We start from the raw sequence: 24,864 nt of genomic DNA on the forward strand, positions 1-24,864 counted from the left end.
GAAGCGCTCCAGCTCGGGGTGGACCGGGCTGCTCACGGCGTGGTGTAGGACTCGACCGACAGCGAGCCGGTGCCGGTCAGACCCTCCTGGCTGGTGGGGTCCCAGGTGCCGTAGCGCGGGTTCACCGTGACCGGGACGGCGAGGAAGGCCTCGCTGAAGGCCTCAGGCCCCAGCTGCTGCTGCACCAGCGCGACGTCGGCCAGCGCCTCGGCCAGCGGAGCCGCCTCGGGGTCGGCGGCGAAGGCCTGCAGCTGCGGCTCGGTGTTGATGAGGCTCTCCCGGGCCCGCGGGTCGACGTCGACCCCGCGCTCCTGGGCCACCTCGTCCACCACCGCACCCTGCACCAGCGAGGCCAGCACGGCACGCTGGTTGATGTCGGTCGGTGCGGCACCGAGTGCGCGGGCGGCCGCCCGCACCGTGGTCTGCAGCGAGGACTCGCTGATGGTGGTGCCGTCGACCACGGCGGCGTCGGTGGGGTGGTTCGCGCAGCCGCTCAGCAGCACTGCGACGGTCCCGGCCGCGGCCAGGTGACGTCCCAGCGCGCCACGACGGCTCTGACGCACGCTCACGGACTGCTCCCTTCGTCGGGGGTCGGCGGGCCCGATCCTAGCCAGCGGGCCGCTCAGCCGGCGGCGACCGGCTCGCGGGCGAAGACGTCCTCGACGACCGTGGTGCACCAGGCCAGCAGCTCGTCCCCAGTAGGGGCGGCCTGCCCCAGCCCGCCGCGCGGACGCGGGATGAGCACGAACCCGGCCGCCTCCTTGATGACCGCCTTGGGGTGCAGCCGCTTGAGCCGCAGCACCCGGGACTCGGGCAGGTCGAAGGGGCCGAACCGGACGTAGCTGCCCTGGCTGACCACCTCGGTCAGCCCGGCCGCCCGGGCCGCCAGGCGGAACTTCGCGACGTGCAGCAGGGTGATCACCGGACCGTCCGGGGCGCCGTAGCGGTCGGTGAGCTCGGCGACGATGGCGGCGATGTCGGCCTCGCTGCGCACCTCGGCGATCCGCTTGTACATCTCCAGCCGCAGCCGCTCGGACTCGATGTAGTCGACCGGCAGGTGCGCCTCCACCGGCAGCTCGATCCGCACCTCGGGCTCGGGCTCGGCGCCGTCGCCGCGGAACTCCGCGACCGCCTCCCCGACCAGCCGGATGTAGAGGTCGAAGCCGACGTCGGCGATGTGGCCGGACTGCTCGCCACCCAGCAGGTTGCCCGCACCGCGGATCTCGAGGTCCTTCATCGCGATCTGCATGCCAGAGCCGAGGTCGGTGTGGGCGGCCATGGTGGCCAGCCGGTCGTGCGCGGTCTCGGTGAGCGGCTTCTCCGGCGGGTAGAGGAAGTAGGCATAGCCGCGCTCCCGGCCGCGGCCCACCCGGCCGCGCAGCTGGTGCAGCTGGGAGAGCCCGAGCAGGTCGGCGCGCTCGATCAGCAGGGTGTTGGCACTCGAGATGTCGAGCCCGGACTCGACGATCGTGGTGCACACCAGCACGTCGGCGCGGCGCTCCCAGAAGTCGACCATCACCTGCTCCAGGCGAGCCTCCCCCATCTGGCCGTGCGCGGTGACCACGCGCGCCTCGGGGACCATCTCGCGGATCTGCGCGGCGGTCTTCTCGATGGTCTGCACCCGGTTGTGGATGTAGAACACCTGGCCCTCGCGGCTGAGCTCGCGCCGGATCGCCGCGGTCACCTGGCCGCGGTCGTAGGGCCCGGCGAAGGTGAGCACCGGGTGCCGCTCCTCCGGCGGGGTGGCGATGGTCGACATCTCCCGGATGCCGGTGACGGCCATCTCCAGCGTCCGCGGGATCGGGGTGGCCGACATCGCCAGCACGTCGACGGCCGTGCGCAGCCGCTTCAGCGCCTCCTTGTGCTCGACGCCGAAGCGCTGCTCCTCGTCCACCACGACCAGGCCGAGGTCCTTGAACTTCACCTCACCCGAGAGCAGCCGGTGGGTGCCGACGACGACGTCGACGGTGCCCTCGGCCAGCCCCGCCAGCGTCTCCCTGCTCTCGGCCTCGCTCTGGAAGCGGCTCAGCGCCCGCACCGTCACCGGGAACCCGGCGTAGCGCTCGGCGAAGGTCTGGTGGTGCTGCTGCACCAGCAGCGTGGTGGGCACCAGCACCGCGACCTGCTTGCCGTCCTGGACGGCCTTGAAGGCGGCCCGGACCGCGATCTCGGTCTTGCCGTAGCCGACGTCGCCGCAGACCAGGCGGTCCATCGGCACCACCTGCTCCATGTCGCGCTTGACCTCGTCGATGGTGGAGAGCTGGTCGGGGGTCTCGACGTAGCCGAAGGCGTCCTCCAGCTCGCGCTGCCACGTGGTGTCGGGGCTGAACGCGTGCCCGCGGGTGGCCTGGCGCGCGGCGTACAGCTGGATCAGCTCCCCGGCGATCTGACGCACCGCCCGGCGCGCCCTGGACTTGCGGCGGGCCCAGTCGCCGCCGCCCATCTTGTCCAGCGTCGGGTTCTCCCCGCCGACGTAGCGGGTGACCAGGTCGAGCTGGTCCATCGGCACGTAGACCCGGTCACCGGGCTGGCCGCGCTTGGACGGGGCGTACTCGATGACGAGGTACTCCCGGGTGGCCCCGCCGGCGGTGCGCTGCACCATCTCCTGGTAGCGGCCGACCCCGTGCTGCTCGTGCACCACCGGGTCGCCGGGGCTCAGCTGCAGCGGGTCGATCTGGTTCTTGCGGCGGGCCGGCATCCGGCGGGCCGATTTGTCGGCGGCGCGCTGGCCGGAGAGGTCGCCGGCGGTGAGCACGGCCAGCTGCACCGCCTCCATCCGGAACCCGTGCCGCAGGTCGGAGGTGACCAGGCTGACGGTGCCCGGCTCGGGCACGTCGGGCAGCCCGACCAGCCGCCGGGAGGCGATCTCGTGGTCGGTCAGCAGCTCGTGCATCCGGTCGATCAGGCCCTGGCCCTCGGCGGTCATGACGATCCGCCAGCCGGCCGCCACCCCGCGGCGGACCTCGGTCACCATCGCCTCGGTGTCGCCCTGCCAGGAGTCGATGGCCCGGGCCTCGACGACCCGGGTGGGGACGCTGCTGGTGCCGTCGGCCGCGGACAGGTCGACGAGCTCGCCGTCCTCGGTGCGCACCGGCACCGCCGGCCCGCCGTCCTCCGGGCCGGCGCTGAAGGAGGAGAAGCTCCACCAGGCCTGCCCACGCTCGCGGGCGCAGCGGCGCACCTCGGCGAGGCTGCGGTAGGCCGACTCGCCGAGGTCGATCGGGGTCTGCCCGCCACCGGCGGCCGCGGACCAGGAGGCCTGCAGGAACTCACTCGAGGTGCTGACGAGGTCGGCCGCGCGGGTGCGCACCAGCTCGGGGTCGCAGACCACCACCAGGGTGTCGGCCGGCATCACCTCCACCAGCAGCTCCATCCCGTCCACCAGGGCCGGGGCGAGGGACTCCATCCCCTCCACCGCGTGCCCGGCGGCGATCCGGCTGAGCATCTCGGCCAGCTCGGGCTGCTCGGTGGTCAGCTCGGCGGCGCGGGCCCGGACGGCGTCGGTGAGCAGCAGCTCGCGGCAGGGCGCGGCCACCACGGACTCGACGGTCTCCGCGCCCGAGCGCTGGTCGGCGACGGCGAAGGGGCGGATCTCCTCGACCGTGTCGCCGAAGAAGTCGATCCGGACCGGGTGCTCCTCGGTGGGCGGGAAGACGTCGAGGATGCCGCCGCGGACGGCGAACTCGCCGCGGCGCTCGACCATGTCGACCCGGGCGTAGGCGGCGCCGGCCAGGGCCCGGGCCAGCTCGTCCAGGTCGTGGTCCTGCCCGACGGTAATCCGCACCGGGAGCAGCTCGGCCAGCCCCTTCACCTGTGGCTGGATCAGGCTGCGCACCGGCGCCACCACGACCTTCGGCGCCGGCAGCTCGTCGTTGCCGGCCAGCCGACGCAGCACCGACAGCCGGCGGCCGACGGTGTCGGAGCGGGGGCTCAGCCGCTCGTGCGGCAGCGTCTCCCAGGCCGGGTAGTAGGCGACCTCGTCGGGCTCCAGGAAGGAGCCGAGGGTGGCGGTGAGGTCCTCGGCCTGGCGGTAGGTGGAGGTGACGAGCAGCAGCGGACGCCCGGTGCGCCGGGCCAGCGCGGAGGCGACCAGCGGCCGCAGCGGGGCCGCCAGGGTGAGGTCGAGGACGTCCACGGTGCGTGAGCGCGCGTCGTCGATCGACTCGGACAGGACGGGATCGCTCGCGACGTGCTCGACAAGGCCAGCCAAGGTCACCCGCAAACCTTAGTCGCCGCCTCCGACAGCCCGCTCAGCGGCGGACCGGCTTGCCCAGCTTCACCGCGCCGGGGAACGGGCACGGCTCGGGGGTCGGGCGGTATCCGGCGCGGCGGTACATGCGCAGGTTGTCCTCGCTGCGGGCGCCGGTGAACAGGGTGAACCGGGTCGCCGTGGGCGGTGCCATGGCCTCGGCGTGGGCCAGCAGCCGGCGTCCCAGACCGCGACCCCGCAGGTCGGGGGCGACCATCAGCCGGCCCACCTCCCAGTCGGTGCCGTCGAGGTGGCCGCGGACGGAGGCGACCAGACGTCCGGCGCTGCGCACCACCCAGGTCGGGTGGTCGGCCAGCGAGGCCCGCAGGTCGTCGAGGGTCTCGTGCAGGGCCGGGATCTCCACCTCGGGGTTGAGCTGGGCCTGGTGCACCCAGCACGCCAGCTGCAGCACGTACAGCTCGGGCAGGTCGGCCGGGGTGGCGGGGACGACCGCCAGCCCGGCCGGGTCGTCGGCCGCGGTCGGCGCCAGCAGGTCCGGCCGCCGGGTGGCGGTGCGCTCCAGGCGCTGCTGGTGCCGCCACCGGGCGATGGCGGCGTGGTCGCCCGACAGCAGCACCTCCGGGACGTCCAGCCCGCGCCAGCTCGCCGGCTTGGTGTACACGGGGTACTCCAGCAGCCCGTCCTCGTGGGACTCCTCCACCAGCGACTCCGCGTTGCCGACCACCCCGGGCAGCAGCCGGGCCACCGCCTCGGTGATCGCCAGCACCGCCACCTCCCCGCCGTTGAGGACGTAGTCGCCCAGCGAGACCGGGGTGACCTCGAAGCGTTGCGCGGCGTCGAGCAGCACGCGCTCGTCGATGCCCTCGTAGCGTCCGCAGGCGAAGACCAGCCACGGCTCGCTCGCCAGCTCGCGGGCCATCGCCTGGTCGAGCACCCGCCCGCCGGGGCTGGGCACCAGCAGCCGTGGACGTCCGACGTCCGCGGGCCCCGCGGCGAGCACCGCGTCCAGCGCCCGACGCCACGGCTCCGGCTTCATCACCATGCCCGCGCCGCCGCCGTAGGGGGTGTCGTCGACGGTGCGGTGGCGGTCGGTGGTGGCCTCGCGCAGGTCGTGCACGACGACGTCGAGCAGGCCGGCCCGGCGCGCCCGGCCGATCAGCGAGAGCTCGAGCGGGGCCAGGTAGTCGGGGAAGATGGTCACCACGTCGATCCGCACCGGCTCATGGTGCCACCGCCGGACCCTAGGGTGACGGCGCACGAGGCAGAGCAGACGAGCAGGAGGTGACGTGGCGACCACGTTCGACACGAGGGCGCTGACCCGGCCGGTGACACCGCAGGAGGTGTCGGCCTTCCGCCGCGCGAAGCTGGCCAGCGGTGACCCGCGCTGGCGCACCTCCCGGTGGGTCGGGGTGCTGGTGCTGGTGGCCTTCGCGGTGGTCTTCCCCCTGGTGGTCGGCGCCAACGTCGGGTTCATGGCCGACAGCGCGACCGCCGGCCTGGTGGCCGGGCTGGTGCTGCTCGGCGTCATCCTCGCCGTCGGGATCGTCCTGCTGACCCGTGGCACCCCGGGGCGCTGGGAGCGGATGCTGCGCGCGGAGGAGTTCGCCCGGGCCAACGCGATGGAGTTCTCCCCGCGCTCGGGGACCCCGCCCTACCAGGGCGCCATCTTCGGGGTCGGCTCGGACCGCACGGTGGTCGAGCACGTGTGGTCGACCCGGGGCCCGGTCGCCGACGTCGGCACCTACCGCTACACCACGGGCAGCGGGAAGAACCGCACCACCCACACCTGGCAGTTCGCCGCCATCCGCCTGGACGGTCACCTGCCGCACCTGCTGCTCGACGCGAAGGTCAACAACACCTTCCTCGGCTCCAACCTGCCGACCCTGTTCGCCAAGGAGCAGAGGCTGAGTCTGGGCGGGGAGTTCGACCGTCACTTCGACCTCTACTCCCCCGAGCAGTACGGCCACGACGCGTTCTACATCTTCACCCCCGACCTGATGGCCCACCTCATCGACGAGACCGCCGCCTTCGACGTCGAGGTGGTCGACGACTGGATGTTCCTCTACACCCGCCACCAGCTGCGCCTCACCGACCCCGCCACCTGGCAGCGGCTGGCCCGGATCAGCGACACCGTCTCGGCCCGGATGCTCGACCGCTCCCGCAGCTACCGCGACGACCGCGCCCCCCTGCCGCCCGGGGTGGCGGGCGCGTCCCGGCACGTCCGCGGGCCGCAGGCGATCGCCCCGCAGGGCCGCCGGCTCAAGCGCCGGGTCGCCTGGCTGCCGATCGTGCTCGTGGTCGGCTACATGGTGGTGCGGTTCGTGGCAGAGACCCTCGACCTGCGCCTGGCCGACCTCCTCCCCGGCTGACCCGTCCGCGGCCGCCGGCCCCGACGACCTAGGCTCACCGGAGACGTCGGAGCAGCCCCGACACCGTCGAGCGAGGAAGGTCCACCCATGTCGCTGACCATCGGCTACGCCGCGATGCTGGAGCAGTTCCACCCCACCGAGGCGGTGGAGCTGAGCGCCTACGCGGAGTCGAAGGGCTTCTCCGGGGTGATGGCGGCCGACCACTTCCAGCCGTGGGTGCCCAGCCAGGGCCAGTCAGCCTTCGTCTGGAACGTGCTCACCGCGGTCGGTGAGCGCACCTCCGGCGACTTCGGCCCCGGCGTGGTGGCCCCGCACTTCCGCTACCACCCGGCCGTGGTGGCGCAGGCCTCGGCCACGCTGGCCGCGATGTACCCGGGTCGGCACTGGCTGGGCGTGGGCGCCGGGGAGGCCCTCAACGAGCACGTGATCGCCGGCTACTGGCCCGAGGCCGGGGAGCGGTCGCGGCGGATGTTCGAGGCGATCGACATCATCAACAAGCTGTTCACGGGCAAGGACGTCAAGCACAAGGGCGAGTTCTTCCAGATGGAGACCGCCCGGCTGTGGACGATGCCGGAGACGCCGCCGGAGATCCTCGTCGCCACCGCCGGGCCGCTCAACGCCAAGCGCACCGGCCGGCACGCCGACGGGATGATCACCGTGGGCGCCCCGCTGGAGAAGATCTCCGGGCTGTTCGACAAGTTCGCCGAGGGCGCCCGCTCGGTCGGCAAGGACCCCGACACCATGCCGAAGGTGCTGCAGCTGCACCTGTCGTGGGCCCCCACCGACGAGGAGGCCCGGCAGAACGCGCTGACGGAGTGGCCCAACGGTGGGATGAAGTTCCCCAAGGCCGACATCCGCAACCCGCAGGACTTCGCCGAGATGGCCAAGCTGGTGCGGATCGAGGACTTCGAGGGCCGGATGATCATGTCCAGCGACCCCGACGAGCACCGGGCCTACATCCAGCGCTTCGTCGACCTCGGCTTCGACCGGGTCTACCTGCACAACGTCGGGCGCAACCAGCGGGAGTGGATCGACGTCTTCGCCGAGCAGGTGCTCCCCAAGCTGACCCGCTGACCCGCTGTAGCGTGCGGTCATGGCACGACCACGGGTGACCGTCTACAACGAGGTGAGCGTCGACGGCAGGATCCAGGGCTTCGTCGGCGACCCGTCCCGCTACTACCGTCGCGGTTTCGCCCTCGACTACGACGCGGTCCTCATGGGCAGCGTCACCGCCCGGTCGTTCGGGCCGGCCGAGACCGACGACGAGCAGGCCGGCCAGGGCCCGACCGTGGCCGCGCAGCCGGTGCCGGAGGGTTTCGCCGAGCTGGTCACCGAACCGCGGCCCCGGCTGGTGGTGGTGGACGGGGGCGGCGTCGTCCGGAACTGGCGCCACGCCCAGGCCCAGCCCTGGTACGGCGGCTTCGTCTCGCTCGTCAGCGCGCACACCCCGCCCGAGCACGTGGAGCACCTGCGTCGCCGCGAGGTGGACGTCGTCACCGCCGGCGACCGCCACGTCGACCTGGCCGCGGCGTTGGAGCAGCTGGCCCGCCGCCACGGGGTGCGATCGCTGCGCACCGACAGCGGGGGCCGGCTGGCCGGTGCGCTGCTGGCCGCCGGGCTGGTCGACGAGCTGGTGCTGCTGGTGGTGCCGAGACTGTCCGGACGCCACCACGGGCTGTCGGTGGTCGAGCTGCCGCACCCGATGGACGAGCACGGCCTCGACCTCGAGCTGACCGAGCTGGAGCGGCTCGACGACGGCACCCTCTGGTCGCGCTACCGCGTCCGCTACTGAGCGGAGCGGGCTGGCACCATCGGCCCGGCCCCTAGGCTGACGCCGCTATGGACGACACCTCCCCCGCCGACGGCGACCGCACCCTGCTGGACCGGCTGTTCCGACGGGGGGAGCTCCAGGTCAGCCAGCGCGCGCTGGTCGACCTCGCGACCTCGGAGGTGGCGGCGGTACGCATCCTCACCCACGGCCCCCTCTCCTCCGACCCCCTCTCCTCCGACGCCGTCGAGCACGGCAGTCCCGGCCCGGCCGAGGTCCGTCGGCTCATCGGCAGCGCACCCGACCCCGCCACCCTGGACGCCGCGGTCCGCGCGCGGGCGCTGGCGGCGGCCGACGCCGACCCGCTGGTCCCCGGTGCGGCGCGGGTGATCGACGCGGAGCTGTCCGGGCTGAGCGAGCTCGGGCTGAGCCCGCAGCCGGCACCGACGGTGCTGGTGCTGGACGCGCGCACGGTGCTGGACCGGCCGGCGTCGATGCTCCGGCTGGTCGGGGCCGCCCGCGCCCAGGGCTGGCAGCTGGGTCTGCGCCAGGTCGGCGCCGACCACCTCAGCCTGGCGGCGCTCGGGGTGGTGGAACCGGCCCTGGTGGTGCTCAGCGACCGGGTGCTGAGGGAGCCGACCAGCCAGCTCTCGGTGGAGACCATCCAGGCCACCACCGCCTTCGTGCACACCAGCGGCGGGACGGTGGCGGCCGAGGACGTGGACGACCACCCCGGCACCCGCGCGGCGGCCGTCGCGGCGGGCGCCACCCTGGTCACCGGGCGCCCGCTGGACCGTCCGCGGCGTGTCCGGCCGGTGGGCGGCGACCGGCTGTTCCGGCGGTTCACTCCCCCGCTGCCGACGCCGCACCGCAGCCCGTTCGAGCTCGCCTCCCGTCGCGCCGCACCGCGCCGGGCCGGCAAGGAGCTGCTGCTGGCTGTCAGCCGGCGGCTGGAGGCGACCGCGACGACCGCGGGCCGCTCCAGCATGGTGCTGGCGGCCTTCCAGCAGGCCCGGCACCTCACCCCCGGCACGCTGGAGCGCTACGAGCGGCTGGGACGGCGGTGCAGCCTCGTGCTCGCCGCCGCCCAGGACGTGGCGCGGACCACCGTCCCCGGGGTGTCGGTGGCCGACCTGGACGCCTCGGACCCGCTGGTGCAGGAGTGGGACATCCTCGTCCTCAGCCCGACCGGGGCGGCCATGCTGGCGGCCCGTGACACCGGTCTGCCGGCCGCGGACGACCGGTCACGCCAGTTCGACTACGTGCTCAGCCACGACCGCGACCTGGTCGCGCACGCCGCCCGGTCGATGCTCACCCGGCTCACGCAGCGCTCGGACGCCCCCGACCCCGACCCCGTCCCGGTCGGGGCGGAGGCACTGGCGGGCCCGGGGCCGTCCTAGGGGCCAGTCGGCCTGACGACCGCCGACTGGGCGCACTCATCTGGTCGCGTCGTGCCTGCCAGCGCGAGGACCGCCCACTCGACGCACTCGTCTGGTTGCGCCGCCCCTGCCAGCGCGATGACCGCCCACTCGACGCACTCGTCCAGGCGCTCGGCCCAGCCGCCTGACGACCGCCCACTCGGCGTACTCGTCTTGTCACGCCGCCCCTGCCGACGCGAGGACCGCCCGCTCGATGCGCTCGTCGGCTCATCAGCCGTGCCGACCTGAGGACCGCCCGCTCGACGCACTCGTCCGGTCGCTCGGCCCCTGCCAGCCTGACCGCCGCCCACTCGACGCACTCGTCGGGACGCGACCCGGCCAGCGGCTCCACGCCCGGCGCAGCGGGCAGCGGGGACCGGCGATCAGGAGTTGAAGCGGTTCTGGGCCGCGACCAGGCCCTCGGTGAGCAGCAGCTCGACGGCGTCCGCGGCCCGTGACACCTCGAGCTCGACGTCGGCGCGCTCGGCGGCGCTGAAGTCGGAGAGCACGAAGGCGTGCACCTCCATCCGGCCCGGCGGGCGCCCGATGCCGAACCGGACGCGGGCGAAGTCACCGGTATGCAGGTGCGCCCGCAGCGAGCGCAACCCGTTGTGGCCGTTGTCGCCGCCGCCGACCTTGAGCCGCAGCCGGCCGAGGTCGAGGTCGAGCTCGTCGTGCACGGCGACCACCTGCGCCGGGTCGATCTTGTGGAAGGCGGCCAGCTTGGCCACCGCGATCCCGGAGTCGTTCATGTACGTGCGGGGCTTGACCAGCAGCACCTTGTCGGTGCCGCCGAACCCGCCCAGCCCGGACGTCCCCAGCCGGGCCTCGGCGACCTCGGCGCGCATCCCGCGGGGCGCGCCGAACGGGGCGTCGGCCCGGCGGGCCAGCTCGTCGGCCACCCGGAACCCGACGTTGTGCCGGTGGGCGGCGTAGGTGGGGCCCGGGTTGCCGAGCCCCACCACCAGCCAGGTCGTCATCGCGTGCTGCCGAGCCGGACCGGCTCAGGACTCCTGGGAGGACCCACCCTCGGCGGTCGCGCCGGCGGTCTCGGCCTCCTCGCCCACGGACGGCTCGATGCCGGCGTCGGCCTCGGCGCCGGCCAGCTCGGCCTCCACCTGCGCGGTGGTCGGGGCGCCGGTGATGTTGACGATGAGCAGGTCGGGGTCGACGTCCAGGGTGACGTCACCGGGCAGGGTGAGGTCGGAGGCGAGCACCTGGGTGCCGGCCGCCAGGCCCTCGACCGAGACCTCGACGGCGTCGGGGATGTGGGTGGCCGGGGCCTGCACCCCGATCACGGTGGCGTCGAGCACCACCAGGGTGTCCGGGCCGGCCTCGCCGACGACCTGCACCGGCACCTCGACCGACACCTTCTCGCCGCGCCGCACGACCACCAGGTCGACGTGCTCGAGGAAGCCCTTGATCGGGTCGCGCTGGACCTGCTTGGCCAGCACCAGCTCGTTGCGGCCCTCGATGTCGACCGACATCAGGGCGTTGGCGTTGCGCAGCGCCAGCAGGGTCTCGTGACCGGGCAGCGAGATGTGCACCGGGTCGGTGCCGTGGCCGTAGATGACGGCGGGGACGCGGTCGGCGCGGCGGATGCGGCGCGCCGCACCCTTGCCGAACTCCGTGCGCAACTCGGCCTGCAGCTTGATCTCTGACATCGGTGGTACTCCTCAACCGTGGGCTCGGACGGGCGAGGCCAGGGAGATGTCTCTCACCCTGTCGATCACGGGGACGGCGGTCCCCCTCGCCATGGTTCAGCCCCGGATGCTAGCCCACCGGTGCGGGCAGGGAGAAATCGGCGGCCGGGCTCAGCTCTGGCCGTTGAACAGCTTGGTCACCGAACCGTCGGTGAACACCTGCTGGATCGCCTCGGCGATCAGCGGGGAGATGCTCAGCACGGTGAGCTTCTCGACCGGCTCAGGGGTGTCGATCGGCAGCGTGTTGGTGACGATGACCTCCTCGAACGCCGAGGCGTTGAGCCGCTGCGCCGCCGGCCCGGAGAGCACGGCGTGGGTGGTGGCCGCGATCACGGACTTCGCCCCGCGGGCCTTGAGCGCCTCGGCGGCCTGGCAGATGGTGCCGGCGGTGTCGATCATGTCGTCGACCAGCAGGCAGACCTTGCCCTCGACCTCGCCGACCACCTCGTGCACGGCGACGGTGTTGGCGACGTCGGGGTCGCGGCGCTTGTGGATGATGGCCAGCTCGGCGTTCAGCCGGTCGGTCCACATGTCGGCCAGCCGCACACGTCCGGCGTCGGGCGAGACGACCGTCATCTCGGAGGTGTCGTACTTGCTCTGCACGTAGTCGGCCAGCACCGGCAGCGCCCACAGGTGGTCGACCGGGCCGTCGAAGAAGCCCTGGATCTGCGCGGCGTGCAGGTCGACCGACATGATCCGGTCCGCGCCGGCGGTCCTGAACAGGTCGGCCACCAGCCGGGCCGAGATCGGCTCACGGCCGGCGTGCTTCTTGTCCTGCCGCGCGTAGGGGTAGAACGGCGCCACCACGGTGATCCGCTTGGCGGAGGCCCGCTTGAGGGCGTCCACCATGATGAGCTGCTCCATCAGCCACTCGTTGACCGGGGCGCAGTGGCTCTGCACGACGAAGGCGTCGCACCCGCGCACCGACTCCTCGAACCGCACGTAGATCTCGGAGTTCGCATAGCTCAGCGCCCGCATCGGCACGACGCCCACACCCATCAGGTCGGCGATCTCACCGGCGAGCTCGGGGTAGGCACGCCCGCTGAACAGCATCAGGTGCTTCTCGGTGGACTTCTTCAATCCGGTCACTCAGCGTCTCCCCGGTGGGCGTCGAAGGTCGGTGATGAAACCTACTACTGCCCACCCCGGCTGTCGCCTCCGGCGATGTGGCCCTCACCACTCGACGCCCCGCCGGGGCCGTCGGCCAGCCGGGCCCTGCGCCGGTCGGCCCAGCCCTCGACGTTGCGCTGGCGTCCGCGGGCGATCGCCAGGTCGCTGCCCGGCACCGGATCGGTGACGGTCGACCCGGCGGCCACGTAGGCCCCGCTCTCCAGCGCGGCCGGGGCGACCAGCACGGTGCCGGAGCCGACGAAGACCTCGTCGCCAACCTCGCTGCGGTGCTTGTCGCGCCCGTCGTAGTTGGCGAAGATCGTGCCGGCCCCGATGTTGGTGCCGGCGCCGATGGTGGCGTCGCCGACGTAGGACAGGTGCGGCACCTTCGAGCCCTCGCCGATGACGGCCTTCTTGGTCTCGACGAACCCGCCGATCTTGCCGCCGCGGCCCAGCTGGGTGCCCGGCCGCAGGTACGACCACGGCCCCACCGTCGCCTCGGCGCCGACCACGGCCAGGTGCGCCTCGGTGCGCACCAGCGAGGCACCCGGGCCGACCTCGCAGTCGCGCAGCCGGGTGTCGGGGCCGAGCTCGGCGCCCTCCCCCACCGTGGTGGCCCCGGCGAGGATGGTGCCGGGGTGGATGAGGACGTCCCGGCCCAGGTCGACGTCGGCCTCGATCCAGGTGGTCGCCGGGTCGACGACGGTGACCCCGGCCCGCATCCAGCCCTCGACGGTGCGGCGGTTGAGCTCGGCGTTGAGCCGGGCCAGCTGCACCCGGTCGTTGACGCCCTCGGTCTGCCAGGCGTCCTCGGTCACCAGGGCGCCGACCCGCCCGCCGTCGGCGCGGGCGGTGCCCAGCACGTCGGTGAGGTACAGCTCGCCCTGGTCGTTGTCGCTGTCCAGCCGGCCCAGCCCGGCGGTCAGCGTGGCGGCGGCGAAGACGTAGATGCCGGAGTTGATCTCGCGCACCGCCCGCTCGGCGTCGTCGGCGTCGCGGTGCTCGACGACGCGCAGCACGCCGCCCTCGGGGTCGCGGATGACCCGGCCGTAGCCGGTGGGGTCGTCGACCTCGGCGGTGAGCACGGTGACGGCGTTGCCGGCGCGGCGGTGCTCGGCCACCAGGGCGGTGAGCGTCTCGCCGGTGAGCAGCGGCACGTCGCCGTAGGTGACCAGCACCTCGCCCTCCAGCGGCGGCAGCACCGACAGCCCGCACTGCACCGCGTGCCCGGTGCCCAGCTGCTGCTCCTGGACGGCGGTGACGGCCTGCGGCGCCACCTCGGCCACGTGCGGCTCCACCTGGTCGCGGGCGTGGCCGACCACCACCACCAGGTGCTCGGGTTGCACCTCGGCGGCGGCCCGCAGCGCCGAGCTGAGCATCGAGCGGCCACCCACCTCGTGCAGCAGCTTGGAGCGCGACGACTTCATCCGCGTCCCGCCACCGGCGGCGAGCACCACCACCGCCGACACCCCGGAGGGCTGCGCGGTCTGGTCGTCGGAGGAGGGCTGGCCGGGCGGGACGGTCGTCATCGGCACTCCAGGGGTGGGGCGGCGGCAGGGACCCGGTCAGCGTAACGGCTCCCCGGTCGCCGGCAGCCGATGAGTTCGCGCCCGCCCGCCGGTCGACCCCTCGACCGTCACCAAGGGAAGGACAACGTCATGGCCGAGCTCCTCGTCGACTTCATCACCTCGCTGGACGGCTACGCCTCCGGTGCGGGCTGGCCCGGGTTCTGGGGCCTGGAGAGCCCGGACTACCTCGCCTGGCTGGGCGAGCAGCCCCAGGTCACCTACCTCATGGGCGCGACCACCTACCGCCTGATGTCGGGCTTCAGCACCGGCGGGGTGGAGGGCGGCCCGGACGAGCTCCGACCCGGTGAGGAGGCGTCGGTGGACGAGCTCGCCCAGGCCCCCAAGCTGGTGTTCTCCTCCACTCTGGAGGAGCCGTTGACCTGGTCCAACGCCACGCTCGTCCGCGGAGACGCCGTGGCGGCCGTCCGGGCGATGAAGGCGGAGCGGACGGGGCTGCTCAGCACGCTCGGCAGCCTCAGCCTGTCCCGCTCGCTGCTGCGCGCCGGTCTGGTCGACCGGTTCCGGGTCGTGCTGTTCCCGGTGATCACCGGAGCCACCGGCGCGGAGCGCATCTACGACGGCTACCCCGACGTCGCCCTCGAGATGACCGACCACCGCACCTTCGGCGGCGGCATCCAGCTGGTCGAGTACCGGCCGCGGGTGCTCGAGCACCCGCCGCTGGGCGCCGCCCCGGCCTGAGCGCCCGGCTCGGAACGCCCGGTGGTCAGCGCGACGTCCTCGGCTCCCCGGGCAGGAGTCGAACCTGCGTCGCTTGATCCTGATTCAAAGTCAGGCGGGCCCTGCCGGCAGACCAACCGGGGATCGGTGGCGTCCGGCGCGCCGCCGGTCCTGGCGACGCGCGACGACCACCGGGGTCAGCATAACCGCGAGGACGGGCCGCTCCCATCCGTCACACTGGGTGCCGTGCCGACCCCCAGCGACCCCGCCTCCGCCCCCCGTCCCGGACGCACCCGGATGACCAGCGCCGAGCGCCGCGAGCAGCTGATCCGGGTGGCCCGCCACTCCTTCGCCGAACGGGGGTTCGAGGGGACGTCGGTCGAGGAGATCGCCGCCCGGGCCAGGGTCAGCAAGCCGGTGGTCTACGAGCACTTCGGGGGCAAGGAGGGGCTGTACGCGGTCGTCGTCGACCGGGAGGTGCGCACCCTGCTGGACGCCATCCGCGGCGCGCTGGAGACGCCGGGCAGCAGCCGGGCGCTGATCGAGCGGGCCACCCTGACGCTGCTGGACTACATCGAGACCAACCCCGACGGGTTCCGGATCGTGGCCCGGGACTCCTCGCTGGAGAGCACCGGCAGCTCGTTCGCGAGCATCCTGTCCGACGTCGCCTCGCAGGTGGAGGACATCCTCGCCGCCGCCTTCAAGGTGCAGCGGATCAACCCGAAGGTGGCACCGATGTACGCCCAGATGCTGGTGGGGATGATCGCCTACACCGGCCAGTGGTGGCTGGACGCCCGGCGGCCGAAGAAGCCCGAGCTGGCCGCGCACCTGGTCAACCTGGCCTGGAACGGGTTGCGCGGCCTGGAGGCCTCGCCGCAGCTGCGAGCCTGAGCTCAGGCCGCGAGGTCGGTGAAGGAGAGCCCCAGGGAGCGCAGCAGACCGGCGAGCTGGGTCTGCTCGTCCTCGCTCAGCCCCGAGAGCAGCCGCCGCTCGGCGTCCAGCAGGCTGCCCAGTGCGCCGTCCACGGTGTCGCGTCCCTCCGGGGTCAGCGTGACCAGCACACCGCGGCGGTCGCTGGGGTCGGCGCTTCGGGTGACCAGGCCGCGGTGCACCAGCCGGTCGACCCGGTTGGTCATGGTGCCGCTGGTGACCATCGTCTCGCGGATCAGCGCTCCCGGGGAGAGCGTGTAGGGCGCCCCGGCCCGGCGCAGGGCGGCCAGCACGTCGAACTCCCAGGCGACCACGCGGTGGGCGCTGAAGGCCTCCTTGCGGGCCCGGTCCAGGTGCAGCGCGAGCCGGCTCACCCGGCTCAGCACCTGCATCGCGGACAGGTCGAGGTCGGGACGCTCCCGCGCCCAGCTCGCCACCAGGGCGTCGACCTCGTCTCGCACGGCTCGAGCATAACGCGGCGAGATTCTTGATATCGAGACTCTGTGAGGTAGGCCTCAGCTGATCAGCCGCGCACCCTCGACCGGACCGTGCACCCGGCGGACGGCGTGCACCGCCGGCTCGCGGCCGAGCTTGGTGCTGACGTCGATCGCCGCGGACTCGTCGGCGCAGAGGAAGGCGCACGTCGGTCCGGAGCCCGAGACCAGGGCAGCCAGCGCACCGAGCCGGCGACCCCGCTCCAGGACGTCGGCCAGGTCGGGGCGCAGGTCGAGGGCGGCCGCCTGCAGGTCGTTGCCGACGACCCCGGCCAGCGCCTCGGCCCGTCCGGTGCGCAGCGCCTCCATCAGGGCGTCGGGCACCTCGAGCGGCTCCTCGGCCGGCGTGCTCAGCTCGTCGAAGCGGGCGAACACCCGCGGGGTGGACAGCCCCTGCGCCGAGAGCCCGAGCACCCAGTGGAAGGTGCCACGGCTGAGCACCGGGGCGAGGACGTCACCGCGGCCGGTGCCGATCGCGGTGCCGCCGAGGAGGGCGAAGGGGACGTCGGCCCCGAGCCGGGCGGCCAGCGCGGTCAGCTGGTCGGGCTGGACGTCGAGGTCCCACAGCACCGAGCAGGCCAGCAGCGCCCCGGCGGCGTCGGCCGAGCCGCCGGCCATCCCGCCAGCCACCGGGATCGTCTTGCGCAGGGTGAGGCGCACCCCCAGCCCGGGATCGCCGTGCTCGGCGGCGAGCAGCCGGACCGCGCGGACGGCGAGGTTGTCCTCGTCGGCCGGCACCCCGGGCTGCTCCCCCACCAGCTGCAACCCGACCTCGCCGCCGGGCGCGGTCTCGGCGGTGACGTCGTCGAACAGCGAGACGGCCTGGAAGACGTTGACCAGCGGGTGGTAGCCGTCCTCGGAGCGCGGACCGACCCGCAGCGCGAGGTTGATCTTGGCCGGGACGCGGACGCGGACCAGCTCGAGCTCGGGCTCGGCGTCGGCACTCACGCGAAGCGAGGCTAGCGCCCGGCGCCCGACCTGCCGTCGCGGCCCGGCAGCTGCTCGGCCACCCGGGCGAAGTCCTCGACGGTGAGCGTCTCCCCGCGGGCCTGGGGGTCGACCCCGGCGGCCTCGAGGACGGTGCTGGCGGCCGCGGACGAGCCGAGCAGCGGGGAGAGCGCGGCGCGGAGCATCTTGCGGCGCTGGGCGAAGGCGGCGTCCACCACGGCGAAGACCTGCTCGCGGGTGGCGGTGGTGCGGGGCGGCGGGCGGCGGGTCAGCCGGACCAGACCGGAGTCGACGTTGGGCACCGGCCAGAACACCCCGGGTGGGACGGTGCCGACCCGGACCGCCTCGGCGTACCAGGCCATCTTCACCGAGGGCACCCCGTAGGTGCGCGAGCCCGGGCCGGCCACCAGCCGGTCGGCCACCTCGAGCTGGACCATCACCAGGCCGCGGGACCAGTGCTGGTCGATCGCGAGCAGGTGCAGCAGCACCGGCACCGACACGTTGTAGGGCAGGTTCGCCACCACCACGGTCGGGTGCGGCTCGGGCAGCGCCGGCACGGCCAGGGCGTCGGCCTCGAGCACGGTGAGCCGCTCGGCCGCGCCGGGCATCCGGGTCGCGACGGTGTCGGCCAGCTGCCCGGCCAGCAGCGGGTCGATCTCGATCGCCAGCACGTGCCGGGCCTGCTCGAGCAGGCCGAGGGTGAGCGAGCCCAGCCCGGGACCGATCTCGCACACCACGTCGTCGGCGCCGAGCCCGGCCAGCGCCACCAGCCGCCGGATGGTGTTGGCGTCGGTGACGAAGTTCTGCCCGCGCTGCTTGGTGGGCCGCAGGCCCAGCCGGGTGGCCAGGGCGCGCACGGAGCTGGGGTCGAGCAGACCCGTCGTGGTCGTCAGCGGACCGGGCTCAGCGCAGGCCGAGCTTGGCCGAGCAGTGCGGCCACTGGCCCCAGCCCGCAGCGGCCTGCAGCTTCTTGGCGATCCGGATCTGCTCGGCCTTGCTGTTCTCGTGCGGCAGGCCCTTGCCGCCGTAGGCCTTCCAGGTCTGGGCGCTGAACTGCACACCGCCGTAGTAGCCGTTGCCGGTGTTGATCGACCAGTTGCCGCCGGACTCGCACTTGGCCAGCCGGTCCCAGACGCCGTCGGAGGAGCCGGAGGAGCTGCCGCCGGACGAGCCGGAGGAGCTGTCGTCATCGTCGTCGTCGGAGGAGGAGCCGCCCGAGGAACCGCCGGAGGACGAGCCGCCGGAGGAGGAACCACCCGAGGAGGAGCCGCCGGTGGAGCGCTTCGGCTCCGGCTCGGGCTCGCGGGTGCCGACCAGGACGACCTCGTCGACCGGCTGGCGGGTCACCTCGTCGGACTTCTTCTCCTCCTTGACGACCTTGCCGTTCTCCTTGGTGACGGTGGTGACGACGGTGCGCTCGCCGGCCACGCCCTCGGTCTCGGTCCTCGTCGTGCCCTGGAGGAGCTCCGAGGACTCCTTCCGGACGGTCTTGAAGTCGACCGGCTGCTTCGTCGTCTTGTCCTCGACGTGCACGTGGACCACGGTGATCCGCGATCCGTCCAGCGCCGCCTCGCCGAGACCGGGGGTGACGCGGTCGTCGTCGTCGTGCTTGGCCTCCACCTCGTCCAGCACCTCCGCGACGGTGGCCGCAGTCGTCTCGTGGGAGGACGTCTTGCCGCCCACCTCGAGCTCGACCTTCTTGAGGGTGTCGACGCTGAACTCCAGGCCCTCACGCCCGATGGCGGCGGAGCGGCTGGTGGAGATGTCGGCGCCCTCGGCCTTGATCTGCAGCACCGCGAGCGCCTCCCCCACGGTGGTGGCGGTGGTCCAGTGGGTGGTGGTCTGCCCGTCCAGCTCGATGGTGACCTCGCGCCCGTAGCGGACCGCGATCCGGCTGCCGTCCTCGATCTCGGTGGTGACGGAGGGAGCGACCAGGTCGCGCTCGCCGACGGTGATGCCCTGCTGCTCCAGCACGTCACCGACGTCGGAGCCGAAGCTGGTGACGGTGGTGGGCACGCCGTCGACGGACACCTCGACGGTCTTGTCGGCCACCTGGTAGCCGACGATGCCGCCGGTCACGGCGAGGGCCACGGCAGCGGCGATCGAGACAGGGACGAGCTTGCGCACGGGACGACTCCACGAGTAAGAGGTGAGGCGGCCCGCACCCCGAGGCGGACCCGTTCGGGAGGCACCTTAACCTTCGGGCGGCTCGATTCCCAAGCCGCGGGTGAGAATTCTCAGCGAACCGGCGTGTCGGCTGGACGCCGATGGCGACGACGGAGCGCGGTCCAGACCGACCGGGCGTGCTCGTCGGTGGCGCCGGAGGTCGTGTCGATGTCGAGCAGCAGGTCGAGACCGTCGTTGACGTCCGCAGCCTGCCGCTCCGCCCAGCCGGCCAGGCGGGGCTCTGGTCGGGCGGTCTCCCGCCGGCGCAGCTCGGTGAGGTCGCAGTGGACGCCGACGACGAAGGAGCGCCCTGCCGGCAGGGCCTCGAGGCACTGACGACGCAGGTCGTGGTCGTCGTAGGGCAGCGACCCGTCGAGGACGAGGTGGTAGCCGGCCTCCGACCACGCCGCCATGCTCCGGTGGAACACCACGATCGCGGTGTGCGGCGGCACGTTGAGGGCCGGGTAGGCGGCGTCGGCCTCGACCAGCGCGCACGGTTCGCCGGTCTGTCGCAGCAGGGCCCGGGCGAGCGTCGACTTGCCCGACGAGCTGCTGCCCGACAGCAGAAGGACGACACCACCCTCGGCTCGCACCACGCTCACGCTACGCGCCCGGGTCGTGGAGCGCGACGAGCAGCCGCTCCCGTCCTGACGTCAGGGGCGGCCAGTGGACGCCGGGGTGCTTCCGTCATCGGACCAGCCGGCGGCCGCCAGGACCGCGTCCGCGGCAGCCGGTGGGTCCAGCTCGGTGACGTCGACCACCGCGTCGTCGACCTCAGCGCGGTCCAGGATGCGCTCGAGCTCCAGCACCCGTTCCAGGTGCCAGGCCAGCGCGGCTCCGCCGTCGTGGTCCGTGCGGTGCCTGGCGGTCAGCCTGGAACGGATCAGGTCAGGATCGGCCCGCAGCCGCACGACGGTCAGGGGCAGCTGGAGAGCCTGCTGCTGCCGGTCGCGCTGGGCGCGGTCCTCGAGCACGTCGGCCACCACCAGCCGGCGAGCGCCGACCCGCACGTCGTTGGCCACCACCGCAGCGAGGTTGGCCAGGCCGAGCCGCGCGTTGAACGGGTCGTCGGCCGGCGCGGGCCAGGCGCGCCGCAGCTCGTCCACGTCGACCACCGCGCCAGGAAGCCCGCGGTCGCGCCAGCGAGCCGCCACTATCTCCGCCGTCGTGGTCTTGCCGACGCCGACCGTGCCGTTGATGACCAGCACCCTCGCATCCGTCACGGCGCCTCCCCTCAGCCGGAGACCAGCATGCACCGCCTGCCGCCGTGCTGCCCTCAGGCTCGGCTCACGTAACGGGTGGCTCGTGGGCGGCGACGCCGTCGGCCAGCTCCAGGCAACGCAGACGAGCCGGGGAGAAGTCGTAGGGCATCTTCCCCACAGCCGCCACCACGCTCATGGGCTCCTGGCCCGCGCCGTCCCCGGCCTCGCCTTCGTCGCCGGGGTGCAGGTCCTCCCAGGAGTCGAAGAGCGCTTCCTCGTCCTCAGCCAGCCCGGACTCCTCGATGACGGCGTGCAGCCTCAGCTCGAAGGCCCGCCGTTCGGCGGCCACCTGTGCCACGCGGGGGTCGTCGACAGCGACCGTGTCATCGAGTGCCTCCTCGGCGGCGTCGACCCGGTCGGACTCCTCCCGTAGATCGGGATGCGTGGCCAGGGCGAGAAACCGAGTGGCCTGGACGGCCGCACCGAGGCGGCCGAAGATCCGCTCGGTGACCAGCAGGCTGTCGAGGTCCGACTGGCGCAGGGAGCCGTCGGGCAGGCCCTCCAGGCGGCTGGCGACGACGTCGGAGAGCAGACCCATCCTGCTGCCCCGGGTGCGCATGCGGTGCACGGCAGACCGCTGCCGCTCCAGCTCTGCCTGCTGAGCGGCGAGGGTCTCCTCCAGCCGTTCCAGGATGCGCGCGACCTCCTGGTCTTCGTGGGCACCAGCCGGAGCCGTGTCGGCGAAGGCGGCACGGATGTCGGTCAGCGCGATCCCGGCGTCAGCCATCTTGCGGATCCACAGCAGCCGGATCATCTCCGCGTAGCCGTACCGGCGGCGGTCGCCACGACTCCGCTCGGGCTCGGGCAGCAACCCGATCTGGTGGTAGTGGCGGATCGCGCGCGGCGTGGTGCCGACGAACGATGCCGCATCACCGATCGCGACCTGACGCGGCGGGCTGAAGGACGCATACATCGGTTGGACCTTCCTCGGTGGGCGGGACGTGGGTCCACCGGATCACATGACGTAACGGAACATGCAAGTCCAGGACTCTGGCCGTCGGGTGAGGGTCCGCTCGTGTCGGGTATCGATCGCGGTCCCTGGTCCAGGTGGTCGCCAGTCGCTGGCGTCCGTCCATGGGTCTGGTCTGGACAGTGACGATCGACGCCGGGGATCCGAAGCGGCTCGCAGCCTCCTGGGCGGGAGCGCTCGGGTACATCGACGAAGAGGGCCACGACTTCGAGGACGGCGCGTCGCGCGTCGATCCAGATGGCCAGCGTCCCGCCGTCAGCTTCCTCTGGGTACCCGAGGCCAAGACCGCGAAGAACCGGTGTCACCTCGACCTGTGGCCCGCTGCTGGTGTCGAGGACCTTGCCGAGCGGGACGCGGTGATCCGCACCAAGGTGTCCGCGCTGGTCACGGCCGGCGCGACGATCACGCGAGAGGCCAGCTGGGCCGGGCACGTCGAGGGCGTCGTGATGGCCGACCCGGAAGACAACGAGTTCTGCGTCGCTGGATCAGGACCGGGTCACTGGTCCAGGAGTGCGGCCTGATCTCGACGACTTCGACCTCCGGCAACCGCTGACACCCACGGGCACGAACCTGTTGGGCTTGGTGAAGCACCTCGTCGGTCTGGAGTACGGCTACCTCGGGTTCTGCTTCGGCCGGCCGGGAGAGCGGCTCAGCTGGGTGGAGGACGGCTCGGTGGCCGAAGGAGCCGACATGTGGTACGGATGTTGCTCGACACCGGGAGCCGGGCGCTCGGCCGTCGCGGCCGGGTACGCGCTCGCCATCGGGCCGGGGGCGACGAGCTCGAGGTGGAGCGGGTGACGACCCGCCTGCGCCTCTCCAGCGCCTTGTCCTGCTCACTGACGGTCGACGTCCAACCCGATGGCTGGCAGCATCCACCGATCCTGGGTACCGACGTCTTCGGCAACCACCGTTGCCGCTTCCGCTTCGGGATCGGCCAGATCGAGATCGACCCGCCTGAACGACCAGACGAGACGTACCGAGCGGGACCGTGGCGGGGGGGCCATGCGTCCCGGTGCGATGGGGCGACACGGTGGTCGACGCCGTCTGGGACACAGGCGCCGGTGTGACCGTGGTCGACCGCGCCTGGGCCGAGGCCCACCCTCATGCGGTCACGCTCCTGCAGGAGCCCAGCCGCGGCACCGACGTCACCGGAGCGGAAATTCCCGGAGCTCGTGGCCTCCTCAGCGCCAGCCTCGTCGCCGGCCAGGCTTTGGCCCCGCAGGAGTGCGGCGTCGTCGACCTCTCCCAGCTGAACGCGCACCTCGACGACCCGATTCGGCTCATCATCGGACTGCCGCAGATCGTCCAGCGGGACTGGTACGTCGACTTCCGCACCAGAGTGCTGGCTCCCTACCCGACGACGAGTCGCGTTCACTGAGGATGGTTAGCGAGCGGTTCGACGAGGATGCGTGACGCTCTGACGAGTCTGGAGCGTGTGCCGGCAGGCGACGGCCATCGGTAGTCGTCGCGTCGCTCAGATGGCGAAGCGCTGTACCGGGCGAGGTCGACGGCGAGCCGCAGGAGGAACCGGTGGAGCTGCGTGCGGTCGCCCGCGACCTCCGACTCGCCCACGACGAGACGGTCCCAGGACCCGACGGCTCGTACCCGCGGCCCATCATCAGCACCCGCAGCACCTCGAGGCCACCTCGCGGAGACGCCGCCCGCGGCTGGACGCCGGCGGTGTGACGGCCCCCATCGCCCGGGAGGGCCCGAGCGGGCCTGCTGCCGGGCGCACCGAAGAAGCGGCTCGGCGCCAGAGCCCGTGCAGCGCGTGGTGCGTGCAGGACGCACCCGATCAGTGGAGGCCCTTGATGTTCGGCCGGTCCGGACGTGCGGGGCGGCTCGGCTGTCAGGGGAGGACGGTGCGGCGCACCAGCCAGGCCCACTTGCCGAGCTGGCGGACCCGCTCGAAGCCGTGGTCCTCGAAGAGCTCCACGGATGCCTGGAACAGGAACCGCCCGTGGGCGACGCGGCCGCTCGTCACCTCGGGGATGGCCTCGACGGTCCCGCCGCCGGCGGCCTGGATCAGGTCGAGCGCACCTCCGAGCGCTGCCCGGGCGATCCCCTCGCGCCGACGGGACTTGTCGGTGTAGAGGCAGGCGATACGCCAGTCGGGTGGCCTCACGGGCTCCTTCTCGTAGGCCCTGCGGTGCTGGGCGAGGATCGGCAGCTCCTCGAACCGGCCGTACTTGGCCCACCCCTGGGCCAGCCCGTCCTCGTCGAGCACGAGCGCGGCGTGCGCTCGACCGCTACGCACCAGCGCCTCCTTGGTCGCCCGCTTGTCGATGCCCCGGATCTGGTGGTAGGACCGCCCGTCCGGGGCCTGGTGGTGGCCCATGCACCAGCAGCCACCGAAGACGCCGCCGTTGCGCTCCACGAGCTCCGCGAACGCGTCCCAGGTGTCACCGTCCAGTGGGCGCACGGAGTAGCGCGGCGACTGCGTCTGCGGACGGCCCAGCCGGGATCTGGTGGTCTCGTCGTCGATACCCATCGGTCGGTCCCTCCGCCGCTTCTGGAGTCCTCGCTGGCGTCGGATCTGCACCGGTCCGCTGATCAACGTTGAGGTGATTGTCGACCAGTCACCAGCTCCCGGACCACCCCACGTGACGACTCCGGCCTGCGCTCAGCCGATCCAGGCAGCCCAGGCCGGGCCGGCGTCGCGCCGAAGGGCTCCCAGGTAGACGCTGAGCTTGCCGTAGAAGATGTAGACCGCCTCCCGGTAGACCTGGTGCTGGACGAACGGGGACGCGATGAAGCCGCCGCCCCGGTCGATGCTGCCGACATGGAGCTCGTCATCGGTGAACCGGTCGAGAGCGGCCTTCATCGCCTCGTCGTGCGCTCCGAACCATGCACGCAGGGTCTCGATGGTGGGAGGAGCAGGGGCGGGCAGCTGCCGGTGCGACCAGTCGAGCGCGAGGGTGGCGAACGAGTGCGTGTAGACGCCCTGCAGGTCGCCCATCTCGATCAGCAGCTCGCCCAGGGTCGGGTTCCACCCCGGCATCTGCTTGGTGAGGTCGTCGTCGGAGACCACGGTCAGGACGTGGTCCCGCATGCTGTGGTGCCCGCGGATCTCTTCGTCGAACAGCGTGTTCATCGGGTGCCGCCCGGCCCACGCCATCGCTGCCTCACCATCGATCCTCCTGTCGGCTGCCGCCTCCCGCGCGCTGCCCCGAGAGCCGATGCGGCGTCACGCTGGTGGTGTCTCTTGACCCGCGACGCTAGCGAAGGGTCCGGACGATGTCGACGCCCACGTCGAGCCGATCGACCGAC

General features: G+C 72.9%; 26 protein-coding genes and 1 tRNA gene. 10 read left to right on the forward strand and 17 right to left on the reverse strand.

Translation table 11 applies throughout. The annotated features are described in order from the left end of the window. Positions 1–32: 32 nt before the first annotated feature. The 3 genes from DT076_RS05095 to trmD are packed head-to-tail and all read right to left on the reverse strand — an operon-like array spanning position 33 to position 5,426. A complete protein-coding gene (locus DT076_RS05095) occupies positions 33–569 on the reverse strand; it encodes a hypothetical protein (protein WP_114125543.1) in 537 nt (178 codons plus the stop codon). Between the two features lie 53 nt (positions 570–622). Beyond that, positions 623–4,222 (reverse strand): transcription-repair coupling factor, encoded by a 3,600-nt coding sequence (gene mfd, locus DT076_RS05100; RefSeq protein ID WP_407642704.1) that lies wholly within the window; start codon positions 4,220–4,222, stop codon positions 623–625. Positions 4,223–4,250: 28 nt separating this feature from the next. Beyond that, on the reverse strand, positions 4,251–5,426 hold the full coding sequence (gene trmD, locus DT076_RS05105) for a tRNA (guanosine(37)-N1)-methyltransferase TrmD (RefSeq protein WP_114125545.1): 1,176 nt from the start codon (positions 5,424–5,426) through the stop codon (positions 4,251–4,253). Positions 5,427–5,496: 70 nt separating this feature from the next. On the opposite strand from trmD, the gene DT076_RS05110 reads away from it, so the two are divergent. The 4 genes from DT076_RS05110 to DT076_RS05125 all read left to right on the forward strand — a co-directional run bounded on the left by DT076_RS05110 (position 5,497) and on the right by DT076_RS05125 (position 9,747). After that, positions 5,497–6,579: a hypothetical protein gene (locus DT076_RS05110; RefSeq protein ID WP_114125546.1), complete on the forward strand. Its 1,083-nt coding sequence runs from the start codon at positions 5,497–5,499 to the stop codon at positions 6,577–6,579. Between the two features lie 87 nt (positions 6,580–6,666). Then, complete coding sequence (locus tag DT076_RS05115) at positions 6,667–7,653, forward strand: TIGR03557 family F420-dependent LLM class oxidoreductase (protein WP_114125547.1); 987 nt, start codon at positions 6,667–6,669, stop codon at positions 7,651–7,653. A gap of 19 nt (positions 7,654–7,672) precedes the next feature. Next, positions 7,673–8,371, forward strand: a complete 699-nt coding sequence (locus DT076_RS05120) for a dihydrofolate reductase family protein (protein WP_114125548.1) — start codon at positions 7,673–7,675, stop codon at positions 8,369–8,371. 47 nt (positions 8,372–8,418) lie between these two features. Beyond that, positions 8,419–9,747, forward strand: a complete 1,329-nt coding sequence (locus tag DT076_RS05125; RefSeq protein WP_114125549.1) for a DICT sensory domain-containing protein — start codon at positions 8,419–8,421, stop codon at positions 9,745–9,747. 401 nt (positions 9,748–10,148) lie between these two features. Here DT076_RS05125 and pth read toward each other — a convergent pair whose 3' ends face one another. From pth to glmU, 4 genes are all read right to left on the reverse strand, one after another. After that, on the reverse strand, positions 10,149–10,745 hold the full coding sequence (gene pth / locus DT076_RS05130) for an aminoacyl-tRNA hydrolase (RefSeq protein ID WP_114125550.1): 597 nt from the start codon (positions 10,743–10,745) through the stop codon (positions 10,149–10,151). Positions 10,746–10,769: 24 nt separating this feature from the next. Further along, entirely contained in the window at positions 10,770–11,429 is a 660-nt protein-coding gene (locus tag DT076_RS05135; RefSeq protein ID WP_114125551.1) for a 50S ribosomal protein L25/general stress protein Ctc, read from the reverse strand. Positions 11,430–11,579: 150 nt separating this feature from the next. Further along, positions 11,580–12,557 (reverse strand): ribose-phosphate diphosphokinase, encoded by a 978-nt coding sequence (locus DT076_RS05140; protein WP_114125552.1) that lies wholly within the window; start codon positions 12,555–12,557, stop codon positions 11,580–11,582. A 44-nt stretch (positions 12,558–12,601) separates the two neighbouring features. Continuing rightward, complete coding sequence (gene glmU, locus DT076_RS05145) at positions 12,602–14,107, reverse strand: bifunctional UDP-N-acetylglucosamine diphosphorylase/glucosamine-1-phosphate N-acetyltransferase GlmU (protein ID WP_114125553.1); 1,506 nt, start codon at positions 14,105–14,107, stop codon at positions 12,602–12,604. 129 nt (positions 14,108–14,236) lie between these two features. Between glmU and DT076_RS05150 the strand changes: the two genes are divergently transcribed. Continuing rightward, on the forward strand, positions 14,237–14,845 hold the full coding sequence (locus DT076_RS05150) for a dihydrofolate reductase family protein (RefSeq protein WP_114125554.1): 609 nt from the start codon (positions 14,237–14,239) through the stop codon (positions 14,843–14,845). A gap of 43 nt (positions 14,846–14,888) precedes the next feature. Here the strand turns inward: DT076_RS05150 and DT076_RS05155 are convergent. Further along, positions 14,889–14,968: transfer RNA gene (locus DT076_RS05155), tRNA-Gln, on the reverse strand. A gap of 153 nt (positions 14,969–15,121) precedes the next feature. Between DT076_RS05155 and DT076_RS05160 the strand changes: the two genes are divergently transcribed. After that, on the forward strand, positions 15,122–15,715 hold the full coding sequence (locus DT076_RS05160; RefSeq protein WP_114125678.1) for a TetR/AcrR family transcriptional regulator: 594 nt from the start codon (positions 15,122–15,124) through the stop codon (positions 15,713–15,715). A 2-nt stretch (positions 15,716–15,717) separates the two neighbouring features. Here the strand turns inward: DT076_RS05160 and DT076_RS05165 are convergent, their stop codons facing one another. The 7 genes from DT076_RS05165 to DT076_RS05195 all read right to left on the reverse strand — a co-directional run bounded on the left by DT076_RS05165 (position 15,718) and on the right by DT076_RS05195 (position 21,537). Beyond that, on the reverse strand, positions 15,718–16,215 hold the full coding sequence (locus DT076_RS05165) for a MarR family winged helix-turn-helix transcriptional regulator (protein WP_114125555.1): 498 nt from the start codon (positions 16,213–16,215) through the stop codon (positions 15,718–15,720). Between the two features lie 54 nt (positions 16,216–16,269). Continuing rightward, a complete protein-coding gene (locus DT076_RS05170; RefSeq protein ID WP_114125556.1) occupies positions 16,270–17,196 on the reverse strand; it encodes a 4-(cytidine 5'-diphospho)-2-C-methyl-D-erythritol kinase in 927 nt (308 codons plus the stop codon). Positions 17,197–17,207: 11 nt separating this feature from the next. Continuing rightward, positions 17,208–18,089, reverse strand: a complete 882-nt coding sequence (gene rsmA, locus DT076_RS05175; RefSeq protein WP_114125679.1) for a 16S rRNA (adenine(1518)-N(6)/adenine(1519)-N(6))-dimethyltransferase RsmA — start codon at positions 18,087–18,089, stop codon at positions 17,208–17,210. A gap of 10 nt (positions 18,090–18,099) precedes the next feature. Continuing rightward, a complete protein-coding gene (locus DT076_RS20340) occupies positions 18,100–19,323 on the reverse strand; it encodes a resuscitation-promoting factor (RefSeq protein WP_114125557.1) in 1,224 nt (407 codons plus the stop codon). A gap of 110 nt (positions 19,324–19,433) precedes the next feature. Beyond that, a complete protein-coding gene (locus tag DT076_RS05185) occupies positions 19,434–19,955 on the reverse strand; it encodes a phosphotransferase-like protein (RefSeq protein ID WP_158548049.1) in 522 nt (173 codons plus the stop codon). 60 nt (positions 19,956–20,015) lie between these two features. Next, positions 20,016–20,585 (reverse strand): AAA family ATPase, encoded by a 570-nt coding sequence (locus tag DT076_RS05190; protein ID WP_114125559.1) that lies wholly within the window; start codon positions 20,583–20,585, stop codon positions 20,016–20,018. Positions 20,586–20,649: 64 nt separating this feature from the next. Beyond that, positions 20,650–21,537 (reverse strand): helix-turn-helix domain-containing protein, encoded by an 888-nt coding sequence (locus tag DT076_RS05195; RefSeq protein ID WP_114125560.1) that lies wholly within the window; start codon positions 21,535–21,537, stop codon positions 20,650–20,652. Between the two features lie 179 nt (positions 21,538–21,716). On the opposite strand from DT076_RS05195, the gene DT076_RS05200 reads away from it, so the two are divergent. The 4 genes from DT076_RS05200 to DT076_RS19310 all read left to right on the forward strand — a co-directional run bounded on the left by DT076_RS05200 (position 21,717) and on the right by DT076_RS19310 (position 23,280). After that, a complete protein-coding gene (locus DT076_RS05200) occupies positions 21,717–22,115 on the forward strand; it encodes a VOC family protein (protein WP_199538969.1) in 399 nt (132 codons plus the stop codon). Beyond that, the gene (locus DT076_RS05205) at positions 22,105–22,392 is read left to right on the forward strand and encodes a mycothiol transferase (RefSeq protein WP_233493646.1); all 288 of its coding nucleotides are present in this window, start codon (positions 22,105–22,107) and stop codon (positions 22,390–22,392) included. Before DT076_RS05200 ends, DT076_RS05205 begins: the two co-directional genes overlap by 11 nt. A gap of 214 nt (positions 22,393–22,606) precedes the next feature. Then, positions 22,607–22,972, forward strand: a complete 366-nt coding sequence (locus DT076_RS05210; RefSeq protein WP_325048353.1) for a hypothetical protein — start codon at positions 22,607–22,609, stop codon at positions 22,970–22,972. 152 nt (positions 22,973–23,124) lie between these two features. Beyond that, on the forward strand, positions 23,125–23,280 hold the full coding sequence (locus tag DT076_RS19310) for a hypothetical protein (RefSeq protein ID WP_158548051.1): 156 nt from the start codon (positions 23,125–23,127) through the stop codon (positions 23,278–23,280). Between the two features lie 163 nt (positions 23,281–23,443). Here the strand turns inward: DT076_RS19310 and DT076_RS05215 are convergent, their stop codons facing one another. Then, positions 23,444–24,085: a GNAT family N-acetyltransferase gene (locus tag DT076_RS05215; protein WP_114125564.1), complete on the reverse strand. Its 642-nt coding sequence runs from the start codon at positions 24,083–24,085 to the stop codon at positions 23,444–23,446. A gap of 132 nt (positions 24,086–24,217) precedes the next feature. After that, positions 24,218–24,712: a DinB family protein gene (locus DT076_RS05220; protein ID WP_114125565.1), complete on the reverse strand. Its 495-nt coding sequence runs from the start codon at positions 24,710–24,712 to the stop codon at positions 24,218–24,220. Positions 24,713–24,864: the final 152 nt, after the last annotated feature.

It is taken from the genome of Desertihabitans brevis (assembly GCF_003327535.1).
Lineage (GTDB): Bacteria > Actinomycetota > Actinomycetes > Propionibacteriales > Propionibacteriaceae > Desertihabitans > Desertihabitans brevis.

Coding starts and splice junctions, on each gene's coding strand:
- DT076_RS05115 (WP_114125547.1), top strand. CDS start 6,667: ATGTCGCTGACCATCGGCTACGCCGCGATGCTGGAGCAGTTCCACCCC.
- DT076_RS05120 (WP_114125548.1), top strand. CDS start 7,673: ATGGCACGACCACGGGTGACCGTCTACAACGAGGTGAGCGTCGACGGC.
- DT076_RS05125 (WP_114125549.1), top strand. CDS start 8,419: ATGGACGACACCTCCCCCGCCGACGGCGACCGCACCCTGCTGGACCGG.
- pth (WP_114125550.1), bottom strand. CDS start 10,745: ATGACGACCTGGCTGGTGGTGGGGCTCGGCAACCCGGGCCCCACCTAC.
- DT076_RS05135 (WP_114125551.1), bottom strand. CDS start 11,429: ATGTCAGAGATCAAGCTGCAGGCCGAGTTGCGCACGGAGTTCGGCAAG.
- glmU (WP_114125553.1), bottom strand. CDS start 14,107: ATGACGACCGTCCCGCCCGGCCAGCCCTCCTCCGACGACCAGACCGCG.
- DT076_RS05150 (WP_114125554.1), top strand. CDS start 14,237: ATGGCCGAGCTCCTCGTCGACTTCATCACCTCGCTGGACGGCTACGCC.
- DT076_RS05160 (WP_114125678.1), top strand. CDS start 15,122: ATGACCAGCGCCGAGCGCCGCGAGCAGCTGATCCGGGTGGCCCGCCAC.
- DT076_RS05195 (WP_114125560.1), bottom strand. CDS start 21,537: ATGTATGCGTCCTTCAGCCCGCCGCGTCAGGTCGCGATCGGTGATGCG.
- DT076_RS05215 (WP_114125564.1), bottom strand. CDS start 24,085: ATGGGTATCGACGACGAGACCACCAGATCCCGGCTGGGCCGTCCGCAG.
- DT076_RS05220 (WP_114125565.1), bottom strand. CDS start 24,712: ATGGCGTGGGCCGGGCGGCACCCGATGAACACGCTGTTCGACGAAGAG.